Source organism: Pectobacterium punjabense (genome assembly GCF_012427845.1).
GTDB lineage: Bacteria > Pseudomonadota > Gammaproteobacteria > Enterobacterales > Enterobacteriaceae > Pectobacterium > Pectobacterium punjabense.
In genome coordinates, this window is record NZ_CP038498.1 from 4,056,922 (window position 1) to 4,074,429 (window position 17,508).

At 52.6% G+C, this 17,508-nt stretch carries 15 protein-coding genes, 1 pseudogene and 1 other annotated feature; of the genes and pseudogenes, 5 read left to right on the forward strand and 11 right to left on the reverse strand.

Going from position 1 to position 17,508, the window contains the following annotated elements:
- Window positions 1-33: 33 nt before the first annotated feature.
- The 5 genes from thrC to E2566_RS18405 all read right to left on the reverse strand — a co-directional run bounded on the left by thrC (window position 34) and on the right by E2566_RS18405 (window position 5,830).
- Window positions 34-1,323, reverse strand: coding sequence for a threonine synthase (thrC, locus tag E2566_RS18385; RefSeq protein ID WP_107169211.1), 1,290 nt, complete (start codon window positions 1,321-1,323; stop codon window positions 34-36).
- A 3-nt stretch (window positions 1,324-1,326) separates the two neighbouring features.
- The gene (gene thrB / locus E2566_RS18390) at window positions 1,327-2,256 is read right to left on the reverse strand and encodes a homoserine kinase (RefSeq protein ID WP_010300501.1); all 930 of its coding nucleotides are present in this window, start codon (window positions 2,254-2,256) and stop codon (window positions 1,327-1,329) included.
- Between the two features lie 2 nt (window positions 2,257-2,258).
- Window positions 2,259-4,718, reverse strand: coding sequence for a bifunctional aspartate kinase/homoserine dehydrogenase I (thrA, locus tag E2566_RS18395; protein WP_107169212.1), 2,460 nt, complete (start codon window positions 4,716-4,718; stop codon window positions 2,259-2,261).
- Window positions 4,719-4,809: 91 nt separating this feature from the next.
- Window positions 4,810-4,925 (reverse strand) — a sequence feature (Thr leader region).
- On the reverse strand, window positions 4,864-4,950 hold the full coding sequence (thrL, locus tag E2566_RS22060; protein WP_071531141.1) for a thr operon leader peptide: 87 nt from the start codon (window positions 4,948-4,950) through the stop codon (window positions 4,864-4,866). (Overlaps the previous feature by 62 nt.)
- Before the next feature lie 193 nt (window positions 4,951-5,143).
- Entirely contained in the window at window positions 5,144-5,830 is a 687-nt protein-coding gene (locus E2566_RS18405) for a tRNA/rRNA methyltransferase (RefSeq protein ID WP_107169213.1), read from the reverse strand.
- 756 nt (window positions 5,831-6,586) lie between these two features.
- On the opposite strand from E2566_RS18405, the gene arcA reads away from it, so the two are divergent.
- Window positions 6,587-7,303: a two-component system response regulator ArcA gene (gene arcA / locus E2566_RS18410; RefSeq protein ID WP_005973184.1), complete on the forward strand. Its 717-nt coding sequence runs from the start codon at window positions 6,587-6,589 to the stop codon at window positions 7,301-7,303.
- A gap of 57 nt (window positions 7,304-7,360) precedes the next feature.
- On the opposite strand, the gene creA is transcribed toward arcA, so the two are convergent.
- Entirely contained in the window at window positions 7,361-7,843 is a 483-nt protein-coding gene (gene creA / locus E2566_RS18415) for a protein CreA (RefSeq protein ID WP_107169214.1), read from the reverse strand.
- A gap of 205 nt (window positions 7,844-8,048) precedes the next feature.
- Here creA and robA point away from each other — a divergent pair, with 205 nt between their 5' ends.
- The gene (gene robA / locus E2566_RS18420; protein ID WP_107169215.1) at window positions 8,049-8,936 is read left to right on the forward strand and encodes an MDR efflux pump AcrAB transcriptional activator RobA; all 888 of its coding nucleotides are present in this window, start codon (window positions 8,049-8,051) and stop codon (window positions 8,934-8,936) included.
- On the opposite strand, the gene gpmB is transcribed toward robA, so the two are convergent.
- Entirely contained in the window at window positions 8,925-9,575 is a 651-nt protein-coding gene (gpmB, locus tag E2566_RS18425) for a 2,3-diphosphoglycerate-dependent phosphoglycerate mutase GpmB (protein ID WP_107169216.1), read from the reverse strand. The genes robA and gpmB overlap by 12 nt on opposite strands.
- Before the next feature lie 50 nt (window positions 9,576-9,625).
- Between gpmB and yjjX the strand changes: the two genes are divergently transcribed.
- Entirely contained in the window at window positions 9,626-10,165 is a 540-nt protein-coding gene (gene yjjX, locus E2566_RS18430; RefSeq protein WP_107169217.1) for an inosine/xanthosine triphosphatase, read from the forward strand.
- Between the two features lie 3 nt (window positions 10,166-10,168).
- Here the strand turns inward: yjjX and trpR are convergent, their stop codons facing one another.
- Window positions 10,169-10,516 carry a trp operon repressor gene (gene trpR / locus E2566_RS18435; RefSeq protein ID WP_107169218.1) on the reverse strand — a complete coding sequence of 116 codons (348 nt, stop codon included), beginning with the start codon at window positions 10,514-10,516 and terminating at the stop codon, window positions 10,169-10,171.
- A gap of 72 nt (window positions 10,517-10,588) precedes the next feature.
- Complete coding sequence (sltY, locus tag E2566_RS18440) at window positions 10,589-12,523, reverse strand: murein transglycosylase (protein WP_107169219.1); 1,935 nt, start codon at window positions 12,521-12,523, stop codon at window positions 10,589-10,591.
- Between the two features lie 87 nt (window positions 12,524-12,610).
- Here sltY and E2566_RS21945 point away from each other — a divergent pair, with 87 nt between their 5' ends.
- Complete coding sequence (locus E2566_RS21945) at window positions 12,611-12,742, forward strand: hypothetical protein (protein ID WP_275898510.1); 132 nt, start codon at window positions 12,611-12,613, stop codon at window positions 12,740-12,742.
- A 126-nt stretch (window positions 12,743-12,868) separates the two neighbouring features.
- The gene (gene ettA, locus E2566_RS18445; protein ID WP_107169220.1) at window positions 12,869-14,536 is read left to right on the forward strand and encodes an energy-dependent translational throttle protein EttA; all 1,668 of its coding nucleotides are present in this window, start codon (window positions 12,869-12,871) and stop codon (window positions 14,534-14,536) included.
- An 81-nt stretch (window positions 14,537-14,617) separates the two neighbouring features.
- Here ettA and E2566_RS18450 read toward each other — a convergent pair.
- Window positions 14,618-16,320 (reverse strand): annotated as a pseudogene (locus E2566_RS18450) (methyl-accepting chemotaxis protein).
- A gap of 255 nt (window positions 16,321-16,575) precedes the next feature.
- Window positions 16,576-17,487: a LysR family transcriptional regulator gene (locus E2566_RS18455; protein WP_107169221.1), complete on the reverse strand. Its 912-nt coding sequence runs from the start codon at window positions 17,485-17,487 to the stop codon at window positions 16,576-16,578.
- Window positions 17,488-17,508: the final 21 nt, after the last annotated feature.

A 17,508-nucleotide genomic window follows, 5' to 3' on the forward strand; every position in this document is an offset into this window, starting at 1 on the left:
CTTTAGCCTTTACCGCGATGCCTCACAACAGGATTATTCTGGCAGAGACATCAGGAACTCACGCAGCTTCGCGAAATCATCCGGGAAGTTGTGCGACAGCAGATCCAGATCGGCACGCTCAGCAAGCGCTTCTGGCAGATCCAGTTCTTTGCCAAGAATGTCTTCTACGCTTTCCTTGAATTTCGCTGGGTGCGCCGTACCCAGGAACAGGCCAAACTCACCGGCTTGCAGCTGATCGCGCAGCAGACGGTAAGCAATCGCCGCGTGCGGCTCAGAGAGATAGCCTAACGCATCCAGCTCATGCATGGTTTCTTTCGTGGTCTCATCGCTCACCGCACCAAAGCCCAGCGTTTTCAACTGCCAGTTCTTACGACGGAACAGCTCTTCCACGCGCGGCCAGTTGTTCGGCTGGCTTACGTCCATCGCGTTGGATAACGTTGCCACCGTTTTATGCGGTTCCCAGTTACCATTGCTTAGGAAGCGCGGCACGGTATCATTGGCGTTCGTCGCCGCGATGAAGCGCTTAATCGGCAGCCCCAGAGATTTCGCCAGCAGACCAGCGGTCAGATCGCCGAAGTTACCACTCGGTACAGAAACGACCAACTGGTTACGCGCTTCCTGCGGCAGTTGTGCAACGGCTTCAAAGTAGTAGCAAATTTGCGCCAGCAGACGGCTGATGTTGATGGAGTTCGCTGAGTTCAGGCCAATCGCCTTTTTCAGTTCTTCATCATCAAACGCCTTTTTCACCAACGCCTGACAGGCATCGAAATCACTGTCGATAGCGATGGTGTGAATATTACCACCCAGCGTACAGAACAGTTTTTCCTGCAATGGGCTGATCTTGCCCTGCGGATACAAAATCACAACGCGGACATTTTCCAGACCGTAAAAAGCGTGCGCCACAGCAGCACCGGTATCGCCAGAGGTTGCCGTCAGAATGGTAATTTTCTCGTCGCCAGAGACTTCCGTCAGCATTTGCGCCATAAAGCGGCCGCCGAAGTCTTTAAAGGCCAGCGTCGGGCCGTGGAACAGCTCCAGCGCAGCGACATCGTCCTCAACTGGCGCGATAGGAGCAGGAAACGCAAAGGCCGCCTTTACGCGCTCAAATACGGTTTCAGCCGCGATCTCATCGCCAATGTACGCAGACAGAATACGGCTGCTGCGAGTAACGAAATCCAGATCCAGCAGTGCATCGATTTCGGTGCGCTCAAACTCCGGCAGCTCCAGCGGGAAGAACAGCCCCTGCTGGCTCCCCAGCCCTTGCTTGATAGCCTGAGCAAAACTGACCTGCTCGTTATGATCTTTAAGGTTGTACAGTTTCATGCGTTATCCCAGTTGTCGTGCGCCAGTCGTATCAAGACGGCAAATATGAACAAAACCTTCATCGTTCTGCAAATAGTTATCCCGCAGCCAGTCGGCTAAGCGCTGTGCGCTCGCCATGTCGTTGCAGACGGAGAATAACGTTGGACCAGAACCGGAAATACCGCAGGCCAGCGCCCCGATATCTTCAGCAGCCTGGCGAGCGGCCGCAAATCCAGGCAGCAGTTTCGTACGATAAGGTTCCGCGATGACATCCTTCATCAGTTTCGCCGCCAGCGCAGCCTGTCCGGTATGGCAAGCGTGGATAAAGCCAGCCAGATAACGGCCGTGGCTAATGCAATCCTGACGACGATATTGCGCAGGCAGAATCGCGCGCGCTTCTGCGGTAGAGACTTTAATCCCCGGATACGCCATGACCCACAGCCAATCATCGAACGACGGCACAGGCTGGCTGATAATGCCGTTTTCTTCCAGCATCAGTTGGACACCACCGAGGAAACACGGGGCAACGTTATCGTAGTGAACGCTGCCGGAAATGCGCCCTTCCAGCTCGCCCATCAGCGTCAGCAGACGGGTATCATCCAGCGGTTTGCCGCAAAATTCGTTCATCGCCATCAGCCCGGCGACCACGGAACAAGCGCTGGAACCGAGCCCCGAACCAATCGGCATGTTCTTTTCGAGCGTCATCGCCACCGGCACGGTTTTGCCAATTTCCTGACAGAACAGTTCCCAACATTGATACACAATGTTTTCTTTCGGGTTGTCCGGCAGTTTGCTAACAAAACGCCCTTCATTACGCAGGCTGAACAGATCGGCGGCTTCAACAGAGACGCAATCCCCCAGCAGTGAACCGTCTACCGGCGAAACGGCCGCACCCAGCACATCAAATCCAACGCTGACGTTACCGATTGATGCAGGTGCATACACCTTAACCATAATTATGCTCCCAACTTCCATGACAAGGTGCGCAGCAGATCGGCGAACACACCAGCAGCGGTAACATCGTTACCCGCGCCATAACCGCGCAACACGAGCGGCAGTGGCTGATAATAGCGGCTGTAGAATGCCAGCGCATTCTCACCATCTTTGACTTTAAACAGTGGATCGTTGCCGCCAACGGCGCTGATCTTGACTTTGCAGCGGCCTTCTTCAATCACGCCAACATAGCGCAACACTTTACCTTCATCGCGCGCTTGTGCAACACGGCTGGCAAACTCATCGTCTGCCGCCGGCAGGCGTTGCATAAAACTGGCGACATCACCGGCGGCATCGAAGCTGGCAGGCAGGACGGATTCCACCTCAATATCGCCCAATTCCAACTGATAACCCGCTTCACGAGCCAGAATCAGCAATTTACGCGCTACGTCCATACCAGACAGATCGTCACGCGGATCGGGTTCGGTATAGCCTTTCTCTTTCGCCTGCGTGGTCGCTGCCGACAGCGACATGCCTTCATCGAGTTTACCGAAAATAAAGGACAGCGAGCCAGAGAGAATACCGGTAAAGCGAATCAGTTCATCACCCGCATTCAGCAAATTTTGCAGATTCTCAATGACGGGTAGCCCCGCACCGACGTTGGTGTCATACAGGAACCGACGACGGGATTTCGCCGCAGCGCTGCGCAGTTGGTGATAATAGTTCATCGACCCGGTATTGGCTTTCTTGTTTGGCGTCACCACGTGGAAACCATCGGCCAGAAAATCTACATACTGATCGGCCACCGCCTGATTCGACGTACAGTCGACAATGACGGGGTTCAGCAGGTGATATTCTTTAACCAGACGAATCAGACGGCCCAAATTGAACGGCTCACGGGCTTTCTCTAGCTCTTCACGCCAGTTGTCCATCGAAATGCCGTTAATGTTGGTCAACATAGCCTTGGAGTTAGCGATCCCACAGACACGCAGGTCGATATGTTTGTCTTTCAGCCACGGCTGTTGGCGGTGGATCTGCTCCAGCAATGCACCACCCACGCCGCCGACGCCGATAACAAATACGTCGATCACCTGATCGGTGTTAAACAACATTTGGTGAGCAACGCGAACCCCGGTGGTAGCGACATCGTTATTCACGACAACGGAGATGGAGCGCTCGGATGAGCCCTGTGCGATAGCCACGATATTGATGTTTGCCGTCGCCAGTGCCGAGAACAGGCGGGCAGACAGGCCGCGCAGCGTGCGCATACCATCGCCCACCACAGAGAGGATGGCCAAACGTTCCATCACATCCAGCGGCTCCAGCACACCTTCTTTCAGTTCCAGATAAAATTCGTCTTCCAGCGTTTTTCTGGCGCGCGCCAACTCGTTTTGCGATACACAGAAGCTAATGCTGTATTCAGAAGAGGACTGCGTGATCAGCACGACCGAGATACCCGCACGTGACATCGCGGCAAACACACGTGCGGCCATGCCGACCATGCCTTTCATGCCGGGGCCAGATACGTTGATCATCGCCATGTTGTTCAGGTTGGTAATGCCTTTCACCGGATACTGGGTATCCGTGCTGTCCATGCCGATGAGCGTACCGGGAGCCTGAGGATTTTCGGTGTTTTTGATGAGGCAGGGAATCTGGAACTGGGCAATCGGAGCGATGGTGCGGGGGTGGAGGACTTTAGCGCCGAAATAGGACAGCTCCATCGCCTCCTGATAGGACATCGATTTCAATAATCGAGCGTCCGGCACCTGACGCGGATCGCAGGTATACACGCCGTCTACATCGGTCCAGATCTCACAACAGTCAGCACGCAAACACGCGGCCAGCACCGCAGCTGAATAGTCTGAACCGTTGCGGCCCAGCACCACCAGTTCGCCTTTATCGTTACCAGCAGTGAAGCCCGCCATCAGGATCACATGATCTTTCGGAATGGCGCTTTCGGCGATACGGCGAGTTGATTCAGTAATGTCCACGGTAGATTCGAGATAGTGCCCCTGCGCCAGCAGTTTCTCGACGGGATTGATGACGGAAACGCCGTAGCCGCGTGCCTGAAAGACCGCTTCCATAATGGCGATAGACAGTTTTTCCCCCCGGCAGATAATCGCAGCATTCACGCTGTCAGGACATTGCCCCAGCAGAGCGATACCGTGCAGAACGTGTTTCAGCTGTGCAAATTCCTGATCCACAAATGCCTTTAGACGGGCGTGTTCAAAGCCAGGTTGGGATGCGGCGAGACCTTGCAGCAGAGAAGAAAAGATCGTTTCGGCGTCATTTAAATGCGGCAGGATATCTTGTCCGGCGACGGTTTTCTCAATCATGGCAACCAGATGGTTGGTAATTTTCGCCGGCGCGGATAATACGGTAGCCACCTGTCCCTGGCGCGCGTTGTTTTCGATAATGTCAGCAACGCGGGCAAAGCGTTCCGCATTCGCTACTGAAGTCCCGCCAAATTTCAACACTCGCATTTTTATCTGTTCTCCTGAATTTCTGCCAACCAAACGCCGGAAGCGTTTTTTATATGCCGCTTACAAACGGCGTTGAGGGATAACCTGCCATAAAAAAAAAGCCCGCACTGTTCGGTGCGGGCTTTTTCTGGAATCTTGGTATGCGTCAGCCCGCACCGTTACTGGTTGTATCGGTGATGGTAATAATCGTGGTGATCAGGCTGATAGTGCGCATGCTAAAATCGAATCTCATTAAAAGTAGAGTTATCTGCCCTATTAGTTAGGCCAATCGCCCTTTGAAGTCAACGGATTTCTTTTTTTTCTTCTCGTCGAATGAAAAACGCCTACCGCTAAACCCACTGCTAAAACAGAAATACGCCAGACAAACCATTGCCAAAATACGCGTTTCAATATGTTCGCCTGCCAGGAAAGTCATTCTTGCTATCTTATTTCGGCAACCTTTTTTCAATATCGTGTAGCAACCGATGGAGCATCGCCGTATCGCGTTGCTCTAAACGACCCAGCCGCTGATGCAGCCAGTCCCGTAGTTTTTCATCGTCCTCAACCGCCAAATTAACCAGTAGCCGATCCAAACGATCGTGTAACGCCGACAATTGTCCCGCCGCCGCTGGCTGCACAGCATCCGGTTTGACCTGCATGAGTGCGGCCATCTGGTAACAAAACACCATCACGGCCTGACCAAGATTCAGCGAAGGATAATCCGCTTTCATTGGCACGCCAGTTAATACATCCGCCAGCTCGAGCTCTTCATTCGTCAGGCCGGTATCTTCGCGACCGAACACCAACGCCGCAGACGCCATCCATTGGATCTTTTCCTGCAATAGGTCTGTCAGTTCGGCTGGCGTGCAGTAATAGCGAAATTTAGCCCGACTGCGCGCGGTAGTCGCAACCGTAAAATCAACATCTGCCAGTGCATCGGCCAGCGTGGAAAAGACCTGTACGTTATCCAGAATCTCTCCCGAACCATGTGCCACCCAGCGTGCCGCAGGCTCTTGGTGTGCCGTACTGCCGACAATACGTAAACTGCTGAATCCCATCGTCTTCATCGCACGGGCCGCCGCCCCTACGTTCTCAGCCCGAGCGGGCTCAACCAAAATAATATGAAACTGCATAGACTCCCCAGTATGGGTTAGAACGCACTGACACTATTTGCGCCAGCAGGTCAATAACACGGTCTTGTAATCGATAGCATCATTGGTAACGATTGATTGTTCACCGCTCCTCGATAACGAACTATCACTCGCGACAGGTAGAAAATTAACAATAAACCAACAGAGTTTCTGGCATCAACTCAGCCTGTGGCAGGAAACATCGGGATGTCCAAAAAGTGGGCGGGAATAAAAACCCTAAGAAAAACAAGGTAAATTATTTTATTTCAATAAGTTATAAAAACACCAACGACTGTGTAGCGTCAATTATGATTATTGGCATTTGCTATGCTAAATCGTTCATAAAAAGTGCTAAATTGTGACGTAAACTGGCAATCCTATAAGTGTTTATCACAAAATAGTTAACGTGCTAAAATGAAATTTGATATATGTCAACAGAACCGTAGATTTATCAGCAGGCAAAATCTGTGCTTACTGTTATGTTGCTGTTAATAAGGTTAAACTGTGCGCCACTTTGAGCGCAGTTAAATTAGCGCCACGCTCATCCGCTAGCAGTACCTCTAAGCGGGTAGAGAATGAACACCAGTAACGCATTTACGTACTTGAGTCTGACGTTGAGCGAGAGCGTAGTCTACCTCGATAAGCTCCAGGGAAATACCCGGAATAACTGGCGTTGTAGCCAGCGGGCCAGCAGGGTATGACAGCGACTTCTGTACTTCCGATTTCTATAATTTAAGTTGGCAATTTTAGGTAGCAAACATGCAGACGCCGCACATTCTTATTGTTGAAGACGAGCTAGTAACTCGTAATACCCTCAAAAGCATTTTTGAGGCGGAAGGATACGTTGTTCACGAAGCCACTGATGGCGCAGAAATGCACCACATTTTGTCCGAGAACGACATCAATCTGGTGATCATGGACATCAACCTGCCAGGAAAGAACGGCCTGTTGCTGGCACGTGAATTGCGCGAGCAAGCCACCGTTGCCTTGATGTTCCTCACCGGCCGCGACAATGAAGTCGATAAGATCCTCGGTCTGGAAATCGGTGCGGATGATTACATCACCAAACCATTCAACCCACGTGAATTGACGATCCGCGCACGTAACCTGCTGTCACGTACCATGAATCTGGGCAGTGGCACTGAAGAACGTCGTCTGGTGGAAAGCTACCGTTTCAACGGCTGGGAACTGGATATCAATAGCCGTTCTCTGATCAGCCCGGCTGGCGAGCAATACAAGCTGCCACGCAGTGAATTCCGCGCGATGCTGCACTTCTGCGAAAACCCAGGCAAGATTCAGTCTCGCGCAGAACTGCTGAAGAAAATGACCGGTCGCGAGCTTAAACCGCATGACCGTACCGTTGACGTCACCATCCGCCGCATCCGCAAGCACTTTGAATCAACCGCAGATACGCCGGAAATCATCGCGACGATCCACGGCGAAGGTTACCGCTTCTGCGGCGATCTGGATAATTAATCCTACTCAGCCGGAGCAGGTCTCTGTTCCGGCTGTTTTTCCTCTTCTTACCACACCTTATTCACTCTTTCCCCACGGCATCACCGGCACCGCGCTTAACGCGTTTTTTGGCGAACCATCAACCAGTCGATCAGAGTAAGCAAGATAGATCAGAGAATTGCGTTTCTGATCGTAGAACCGAACGACCTGCAATTTTTTGAAAACCAACGACGTTCGTTTTTGGAATACGACGGACCCGCGGTTGCCACCGTTTTTGATCTTATCGGACAGATCAATCGGCCCAACCTGCTGGCAGGAAATTGCCGCATCCGACGTGTCTTCCGCCAGCCCTAACCCTCCCTTGATTCCGCCTGTTTTGGCCCGGCTAATGTAGCAGGTCACGTTTGATACATCAGGATCATCAAACGCTTCCACCACGATCTTATGATCCGGCCCAAGTAGTTTAAAGACCGTATCGACCGATCCCACTTCTTCCGCATTGGCTACGCTAACGGCAGATAGCACCAGTAGCCCCGCTCCCATCATTCGCTTTATGTTCATATTTCAGACTCTGTGATAATTCATAACAAACGATTAATAACCACAATAAAAAAGAGGATGTACAAAATAAACCGCTATGATCATCCTCCTTATCCAAATTACCTGCGGGATATTTTCAAAAATCTTCAGCAGTACCAACGTGAAAATATTGCTATGATGCGGGATCTCAATACGCTCGCGCTCAATGTGTTTGATGAGGAAGATTATGGATCAAGCCGGTATCATACGTGACCTACTTAACTGGCTGGAAAGCCATCTCGACCAACCATTATCACTCGATAATGTGGCGGCGAAAGCAGGTTATTCCAAGTGGCATCTGCAAAGAATGTTCAAAGACGTAACAGGTAATGCCATTGGTTCCTATATCCGGGCGCGGAGATTGACCAAAGCGGCGGTTGCACTCTGCCTGACCAGCCGCCCTATTCTTGATATTGCCCTGCAATACCGCTTTGATTCACAACAGACTTTTACTCGCGCGTTCAAAAAGCAGTTTGCCCAAACGCCAGCGTCTTACCGTCGTTCCGATAACTGGAATACTTTTGGCATTCGTCCGCCGATCCGGCTCGGTGAATTTACCCTACCACAGCCGCAATTTGTAGCCCTCCCAGAAACGCAACTTCTTGGGCTAACGCAAACCTATAACTGTCGTCTTGAACAGATCTGTAACTTCCGCACAGAAATTCGTGTCCACTATTGGCGTCAATTTTTAGGCGAAACCTGTTCTGTCCCGCCAGTGCTTTACGGACTGCACCATTCGCGCCCAAGCAAAGAGAAAGACGACGAACACGAGGTGCTTTACACCACCGCGCTGGAACCACAATATCTGCCTGACGATGTTCACACGGGCGAACCCATTACGCTGCCGGGCGGCGACTACGCGATGTTTGTATTTGAAGGGCCGAAAGATGGGCTACAGGATTTTATTATCACACTGTATGACACCTGTCTGCCGACCTTTCAACTCACGCGCCGCAAAGGGTTCGATGCAGAACGTTTCCATCCAGACGGTACGGCACGTGACGAGGTGCCCGCTATCATTCGCTGCGAGTACCTCATCCCCATCCAGCACGCAGAACCCATCTCAGCGCTGTAGCTCATCCAGTGCCGGAATATCCAGATGAGAAATATCTCCGGCCGTTTCTACCACCCAACCCGGTGCCAGCCACGGGCTTTGCTGATAATCAATGCGTGACAAGGAACAGTTGCGCAGACGCAGGCGGCGCTCAGCCGACGCGGACAGCCCGAGTACCGTACTCAGCAGGCACCCTAACGCCATCCCGTGGCTCACCAATAACGGGCGGCTTCCTGCTGGCAGCGCCAGGCAGCGTTCCAGAACGCCATGCATGCGTAATGCCACATCAACCATCGATTCACCTTCTGGGATGCGGCCATTGGGCGTACCATCCACCAGCCCTTTACGCCATCCTTCCTCTTCAGTGGTCAGCGAATCCAGATCGCGAGCTTCTAATACGCCCATGTTCAATTCACGTAACCCTGGCTCCAGGATTATCTGGCAATTACCACTAGATTTAGCGATGATTTCTGTTGTCTGACGCGTTCTTCCGAGATCGCTGGTAAAAATGTGCGTAATCCCTAGCGTTCTGATTCGTTCAGCAACCTGCTGTGCCTGTTGCTCACCTCTTGGCGTCAGTGCACTGTCCGATTGACCCTGAATACGTCGAGCCACATTCCATTCTGTTTCGCCGTGGCGAACAAGATATACCTGTAACATGGTTATTTTCCGTTATACTGCGTCAAATTAACTAAAGGTACGAAACTGTTATGTATCACGTTGTTGCTGCAACTACCAACCCGGCAAAAATTAAGGCTATTAGTCTGGCATTCACCGATGTCTTTGGTGCAGAAAATTGCCGCATCGAAGGCGTTGACGTCGATAGCGGCGTCCCACGCCAGCCTCTCGGTTCTATTGAAACCCGTACCGGAGCCAGAAACCGCGTTATGATGGCACGTCAGGTACGGCCAGAAGCCGATTTTTGGGTCGGTGTAGAAGCAGGCATTGAAGAAAGTATGACTTTCGCCTGGATGGTGATCGAAAATGCTCACCTGCGTGGCGAATCACGTTCTGCAAGCCTGGTCCTTCCAGAAAGTATATTACATGGTATCCGTGAAGGGCGGGAATTAGGTGATGAAATGGAACGTTTGACGGGCGTTCAGAACATTAAACATAAAGGCGGTGCCATCGGCGTCTTCACCGACGGCAAATTATCGCGCACTAGCGTGTACCATCAAGCGCTGCTGCTGGCGCTGGTGCCATTCCATAATCCAATCTATCAGATTCCCGTTCAGGCCGCGAAACCGTAACGGCTACGCGTCTTCATCCAACGGTTTATCTGCCGACAGCAACTGCGCTTCCAGCCAGCTTTTTAACGCGGGGGGCGCGGCTTTCAGACTATTTGAACCGCGCGTAATCGTAGCGATTCCCGCTCCTAGCTCACTTTTCAGTTCGCGCTGGCTCATTTCACCCCGCATTAACTCTTGCACAATTCGCACCCGCGTTCCCAACGCTGTACGCTCATCTGGCGTCAACAGCAGTTGCAGCAGTGGCAGTTGGAGATCTTTCTCAATTGACTGCTGTAATAGCGCGACAAAGCGTAACCAATGTTCATTGTCTTGTTCAGAAAGTGCTGGGTCGATTAGCGATAACGGAGTCATAATTGGCTGCCATACTATTTAACTAGTACGGCAGCATAGCACAGTTCCGGGTAACGATCGCAACGCCGCGTCTCAGTAACGCCGTTGCCATTCTCCATCCGTCAGCACATTGGCTGGCTGATTGAGGAAATAACGATAGAAGACGTCATAGGCCAGCACATTTTTCACGTAACCGCGTGTTTCCGAGAACGGGATACTTTCGATAAACGCAACGGGATCGATACGCCCCGCGCTGTTCCTCAGCCAGGTATTCACGCGCGACGGCCCGGCATTGTAAGCCGCAGAAGACAGAATGCGGTTACGGCCAAATGTCTGGTACACGTACTCCAGGTAGCTCGTTCCCAACAGAATGTTCGTCTCAGGATCAAGCAGTTGGCTGCTGTTCGTGTAGAACGTGATATTGCTCATTTTAGCGGTATGCTGCGCCGTCGCAGGCATCAACTGCATCAGACCCGATGCGCCGACGGGCGACCGCGCTTTCGGATTCCAGGCGCTCTCCTGACGGGCAATCGCCATCGCATAGCTCTGGCTGATCCCCTTGCCCTGCGTTTCACGGCGGAATTCATCATTCCAGGCCAACGGGAAGCGCTCTTCAAGATGATCCCATAATTTTGCAACAATCGTCGCCTGAACGCTTAAATCTGCCCAACGCTGTTCAAACGCATAGCGAGCCAACGCTTCCTGCTGCGGCTTACTGCGATTCGCCACCAGCCCGACCCACTCGCTACGCGCCAGATTATCCATCTGCCAGAACATCAATTCCCGCACGCGGGTGATTTCGGGTAATTGGGACAAAGAAGGGTCTGGCTTCACTGCCGCCATGATAGTAATAGCATAGCGCTCGTTCAGTTTCTGCGCCGCTGCCATTGGGTAGAACCCACGCTCCTGCATCAGGCTGCGTAATAACGTCTCGCCTTCCTGACGTTTGCCCTGATCCAACAGCACGACGGCACGCCAGTAGCGCCATTCATCTTTCTGCAACGCCTCCGCCGGTAAACGCGCCATCCAGCTCGTCAAGCCCTGACGATCGCCTGTACCCAACGCCATACGCACGCGACGTTCCAGCAAGGTGGTCGACGTGCTGCGCCGCACCACGCTATCCCGCCACTGTGCTTGCTCTGGTGTGGCATCATTCCCCATTAAACGCCAGGCGATGGTTTCTTCCATATCCTGACATTCTGCGGCGCTCATCTTTTGCAAACGGGCAATAACCGGCAGCATCGAACGGGCATTGTCCGTATCCTGACGCGCCGTACGCGTAAAGGCCGACAGCGTGACTTTGCGGGTGAAATCCGTTGGCCCGACGGTGCGAGCAAAGCTCTCCAGCGAATTGGGATCATTCTGGAGTTTCAGCAGCGCATCACCCATCGTTTTATAATCGTCGGGCAATTGCTTAATGAGATAGCTCACCAGACTACCGCTGCCTTCATCCATGGCAAGACGCGCACGTTCCAACGTCGTCAGCGGCGTTTGTTCACCCGCTTGCTGCCACACGGAGAAGAGTTTATCGCACACGGTAGGGAGCGAACGCCCGGTTAGCCAGATATCACGCGTGGCTTCCCAGACGCCTTGGCGCTGGCCAGTTGCCCATTGGGCGTAATAAAAATTACAGCGGGCGCTGACCGGCTTCGGCGGCTGCGGGCTAAATGCCAGTAGCCCGATCCAGTCCTGACGGCGTGCAAGTTCATTCACAAAGCTGGTGGTCAGATTACGGGCAGGCGGCAGCGTTGGGTGCGTTGCCATAAACTGCCTCACCTGCGTTGCGCTTATCTGACTCAGATCCTGCGTAAGCGAGCGATATTCAAGATAAGGATAAAGCGGGTAGCTGCGCAGCGTCGGCATCAGTTGCGCTACCGTGTCCATTTGGTTGCTGTCCCACGCCTGCTTCACCTGCTGATAACGCTGGCGCTGTTCGTCCAGAGAATCCGCCAGCACATGGCCGGAAGCCCCAGCCAGACATATCGCCGCAACGGCGTACCACCAATGACCTGCTTTTATCACCTGCATTAACCTCATCCGTTATCGAACCTGCTATCGGCATCCTTCATCGTATCGATACCCCTATCCTATCGGGCAGATCCAGTGTGGCACATCATGCCAGACAACGATATGCCGATCCGCAAACCGATTCTGAAATTCATCACGCGGTCTACGTCTCAGATCGGCCATGGCAAATCGCCGGATAGCTGGGATCGCGGGCTGAAACCCGCTACACTTCATACTTAGAATAATCGATCCGCTGCCGGGGTATTTCCCAGGCTGCACCACTGAGTATTAAGTAGCGCAGTGCTACATATGGTCACCCGCTTATGGTGACAAATCATAGAGATAAGAGAGAGGCGAAGTCGCAACGTGGCTCAATATGTTTATACCATGCATCGCGTCGGTAAGGTCGTACCGCCGAAGCGTCACATTCTGAAAAACATCTCCCTCAGTTTTTTCCCCGGTGCCAAGATCGGCGTACTGGGTCTGAACGGAGCCGGTAAATCAACGCTGTTGCGTATTATGGCTGGCATTGATACGGACATCGAGGGTGAAGCTCGCCCACAACCAGGAATCAAAATCGGCTATTTGCCGCAGGAACCGCAGTTAAACACGGAACACACCGTACGTGAATCCGTGGAAGAAGCGGTGTCTGAAGTCGTGACTGCGCTGAAACGTCTTGATGAAGTCTATGCGTTGTATGCCGATCCAGATGCAGACTTCGATAAGCTGGCCGCCGAACAAGGTCGGTTGGAAGAAGTCATTCAGGCGCACGACGGCCACAACCTGAATAACCAGTTAGAGCGCGCGGCAGATGCCCTGCGTCTGCCTGAATGGGATGCAAAAATCGCCAACCTGTCCGGGGGGGAGCGCCGCCGCGTTGCACTATGCCGTCTGCTGCTGGAAAAACCAGACATGCTGCTGCTCGACGAACCGACCAACCACCTGGATGCCGAATCAGTCGCCTGGCTGGAACGCTTCCTACACGATTTCGAGGGTACCGTGGTGGCGATTACCCACGACCGTTACTTCCTCGATAACGTCGCAGGCTGGATTCTGGAGCTGGACCGCGGTGAAGGCATTCCGTGGGAAGGTAACTACTCTTCGTGGCTGGAGCAGAAAGATCAGCGTCTGGCACAGGAAGCCTCTCAGGAAGCGGCACGTCGTAAATCGATTGAGAAAGAGCTGGAGTGGGTGCGTCAAGGCGCTAAAGGCCGCCAGTCGAAAGGTAAGGCGCGTCTGGCACGCTTTGAAGAGCTGAACAACACGGAATACCAGAAACGTAACGAAACCAACGAACTGTTTATTCCACCTGGTGCCCGCCTCGGCGATAAAGTGGTGGAAGTCACCAACCTGAGTAAGTCTTACGGCGAGCGTCAACTCATCGACGGGCTTTCTTTCTCCGTACCGAAAGGTGCGATTGTCGGCATTATCGGTCCGAACGGTGCGGGTAAATCAACGCTGTTCCGCATGATGTCCGGTCAGGAACAGCCAGATAGCGGCGCGATTGAACTGGGTGAAACCGTCAAACTGGCGTCAGTCGACCAGTTCCGTGATGCGATGGACAACAGCAAAACCGTCTGGGAAGAAGTTTCCGGCGGGCAGGACATCATGCGCATCGGCAATACCGAAATGCCGAGCCGCGCTTACGTTGGCCGTTTCAACTTCAAAGGGGTTGATCAGGGCAAACGCGTTGGTGAACTATCCGGTGGTGAGCGTGGCCGTCTGCATCTGGCGAAGCTGCTACAGGTAGGCGGCAACGTGCTGCTGCTCGATGAACCGACCAACGACCTGGATATCGAAACCCTGCGCGCACTGGAAAACGCCCTGCTGGAATTCCCTGGCTGCGCCATGGTGATCTCGCATGACCGTTGGTTCCTCGACCGTATCGCAACGCACATTCTGGATTATCAGGATGAAGGTAAAGTGGAATTCTTCGAAGGTAACTTTACCGAATACGAAGAATACAAGAAGCGTACGTTGGGTGCAGAAGCGCTGGAACCTCACCGCATCAAGTACAAGAAGATTGCTAAATAAGCCGTCACCAGACGTCATAAAAAAATGGCCCGCATCGCGGGCCATTTTTCTTTCTGATGGTGTGTTATTTACTGTAAGCGATCAGAACGTTTCCCAGTTTTGATTATCACTGCCTTTACTGCTGGCACTAGCGATGGCCATTGCTGGCGCTAAACGTGGTTGCGCAGCTGCTTTCGGCAATGACGTTCTCCGTTGCTGAGCCACGCCAGCCAGCTTGAATACCGCAACAGCCTGCGTCAAACGCGCCGCCTGCTCTTCAAGCGAAACCGCTGCCGCCGAGGCTTCTTGCACCAGTGCCGCATTCTGCTGCGTCGCGCTATCCATTTCAGACACAGCCTGACTCACCTGCCCGATACCACGGCTTTGCTCATCAGACGCAGAGGCAATTTCCCCCATGATGTCAGTGACGCTGACAACCGCACGGACAATCTCACCCATCGTTGACCCCGCCTGCGCCACCAGCCCAGAGCCGGTATCGACCAACCTGCCAGATTCACCAATCAGCGTTTCGATTTCCTTCGCTGCCTGCGCACTACGCTGCGCCAGATTACGAACTTCCCCCGCGACCACGGCAAAACCACGCCCTTGTTCACCCGCCCGCGCCGCTTCTACTGCGGCGTTCAACGCCAGAATATTGGTCTGGAAGGCGATGCTGTTAATAACGGAAGTGATCTCGGAAATACGTTTTGAGCTAGTGGAAATATCATGCATGGTATCCACCACACCTTGCACAATCTGTCCGCCTTTCTCTGCTTTTTCAGACGCGTTCTTCGCCAGTTGGCTAGCATGGTGAGCGTTGTCAGAGTTTTGTTTCACCGTTGCGGTCAGCTGTTCCATGCTCGCGGCGGTTTCTTCCAGCGCGGCGGCCTGCTGCTCGGTACGCGAAGAGAGATCGACGTTGCCTGCCGTGATTTCTGACGATCCCTGGTAGATCGAATCTGCACCTTCACGAACGATCGTGACCGTATCGGTCAGCTCCGCCTGCATATTCTGGATATTCGTTCCCAGAATGCCGATTTCATTACGCCCCATTACCATTGGCGGTTGTGTCAAATCCCCGCCGCAATCTTCTGGATACGCTCAACCAATCGGTTGATAGGCGCGAGGATCACATTGCGTACCATGATGTACGCCATAATCGCCATAATGATGGATAAGGCAAATGAGCCCGCCATCATCCAGTTACCCAGTTTCGCGTTCTCCGCCGCTCGATCATTGATGTCTTGCGCAGCTTTCGTAAGTTCAGTCACTTTCTTACGCACCGGAACGCTAAACGCTTCATCTAATGTGCGCGCCACCGTGCTTTCCAACGACACCAGATCTTCGAATTCACCATCATTCGTCGCTTTCTGCATCACCGCAATCGCGTTATCACGATAGTTGGCGTAAGCCTTGAGAATATCCTCATCCAGAGCCTTTTCACTCTCCAATCTGTCTGGACGCGCAAGATATTCATCAAGACGTTTCTGTGAGGCTCGGACTCGACCAGCAGCCTGATCTGAAGCAGCTTTAAATACCTCGTGATCGCTAATACGGTTTGCTGCACCCGCCTGAATGAGCAGCAATCTGGCAACACGTAATTGATCGAGGCTGCTGCTGATACCTGCACGGATGTCAGACAGATCATTAGCCTTATCCAGTGAATCATTGCTCTGCTTTAAGAAATAACTTGCGGTGCCAATAGAAAGCGCAAAAAGAATCAGGATAATTGAAAAAAGAGTAATAAATAGCGAGACGAGACGTATATTGTTGATGTAACTCAACTTCTCTTTTTGAACAGACATCGATTGCATTGTCATTTTCACCATCACTGGTCTACATTATCTCTGCCATCATGGCTGCGACAGAGCTCGGATATTACCGTGACAACAACGCCACGCAGGAAATAAATACCTTTCATAAAAAAGTAAAAAGGAACCACATTGTGTTATCGGCACTTCCACGCTAAAGCGTACCTAAAATAGGTTGATAGAAATCATGTTTCAATAAAAATTGAAATATACCCATAAAAATGAAACAAAAACGTTTTTCTCTGCCTATCACGGCGACTTTTTCAACGCTATTGAGTAATCATCCAATGCACGATGTTGCAAAACAAAGTCGATAAAACACGCTAGCGCGGGCGAGTTCAGCTTGCGGCTGGGGTACACCAGATAAAGCTCATTGGCCTCCGCCTGCCAATCCGGCAGAACCTTAACCAACTTTCCTGACACCGCTTTATCTTGGCAGAGAAAATCCGGCAACAGCGTAATCCCCGCCCCCGCAATCGCGCACTCGCGGGCGTAAAGCAGGTTGTCTGTAATGTGTGCGTCAGGTAATAGCCAACGATAGAGTTCTGAACCGCGGTGAAGGAGCCACTCTGTCCAGGCATGATGCGCAATACAGCGATGTTGCTGGAGCTGTTGCGGATGAAGCAATGTCGGATGCCGTGCAAGATAGTCAGGCGATGCCAGCAAATATCGCGGAGTCTGTCCGAGTGAACGCCCAATGAGTGAGGAATCGTGCGGTTTGCCAGTACGAAAAGCGACGTCAAATCCCTCCTGAACCAGATCGATCACGGCATCTGAAATCAGCACGTCCAGCGATACCGCGGGAAAGCTCTGCTGAAACTCGGCGGTGAGTCGCGCTAGCAGCGTGGAACCTAACCCCGCAGGGCTGGTAATACGTAGTCGCCCACTGGGGTTATCGCGCAGGCGCTGTATGGCGAGATCGGCACGCTCACTGGCTTGTAGCATCTCCTGGCAGTGAATCAGGTAACGTTCGCCAGCAAACGTCAGATTTAGCTGGCGCGTCGTTCGGTTAAGCAATCGCAGGCCGATCTGCTGTTCGAGCTGGCTAATACGCAGACTCAAGCTGGATTTTGCCAACCCTGCTTTTCGTGCCGCCAGTGTAAAGCTGCCACACTCAGCCACCAGCGCAAACAGTGCCATATCCTGCAATTGTTTAAACATTATTGTTCATCTCAGTCGAAC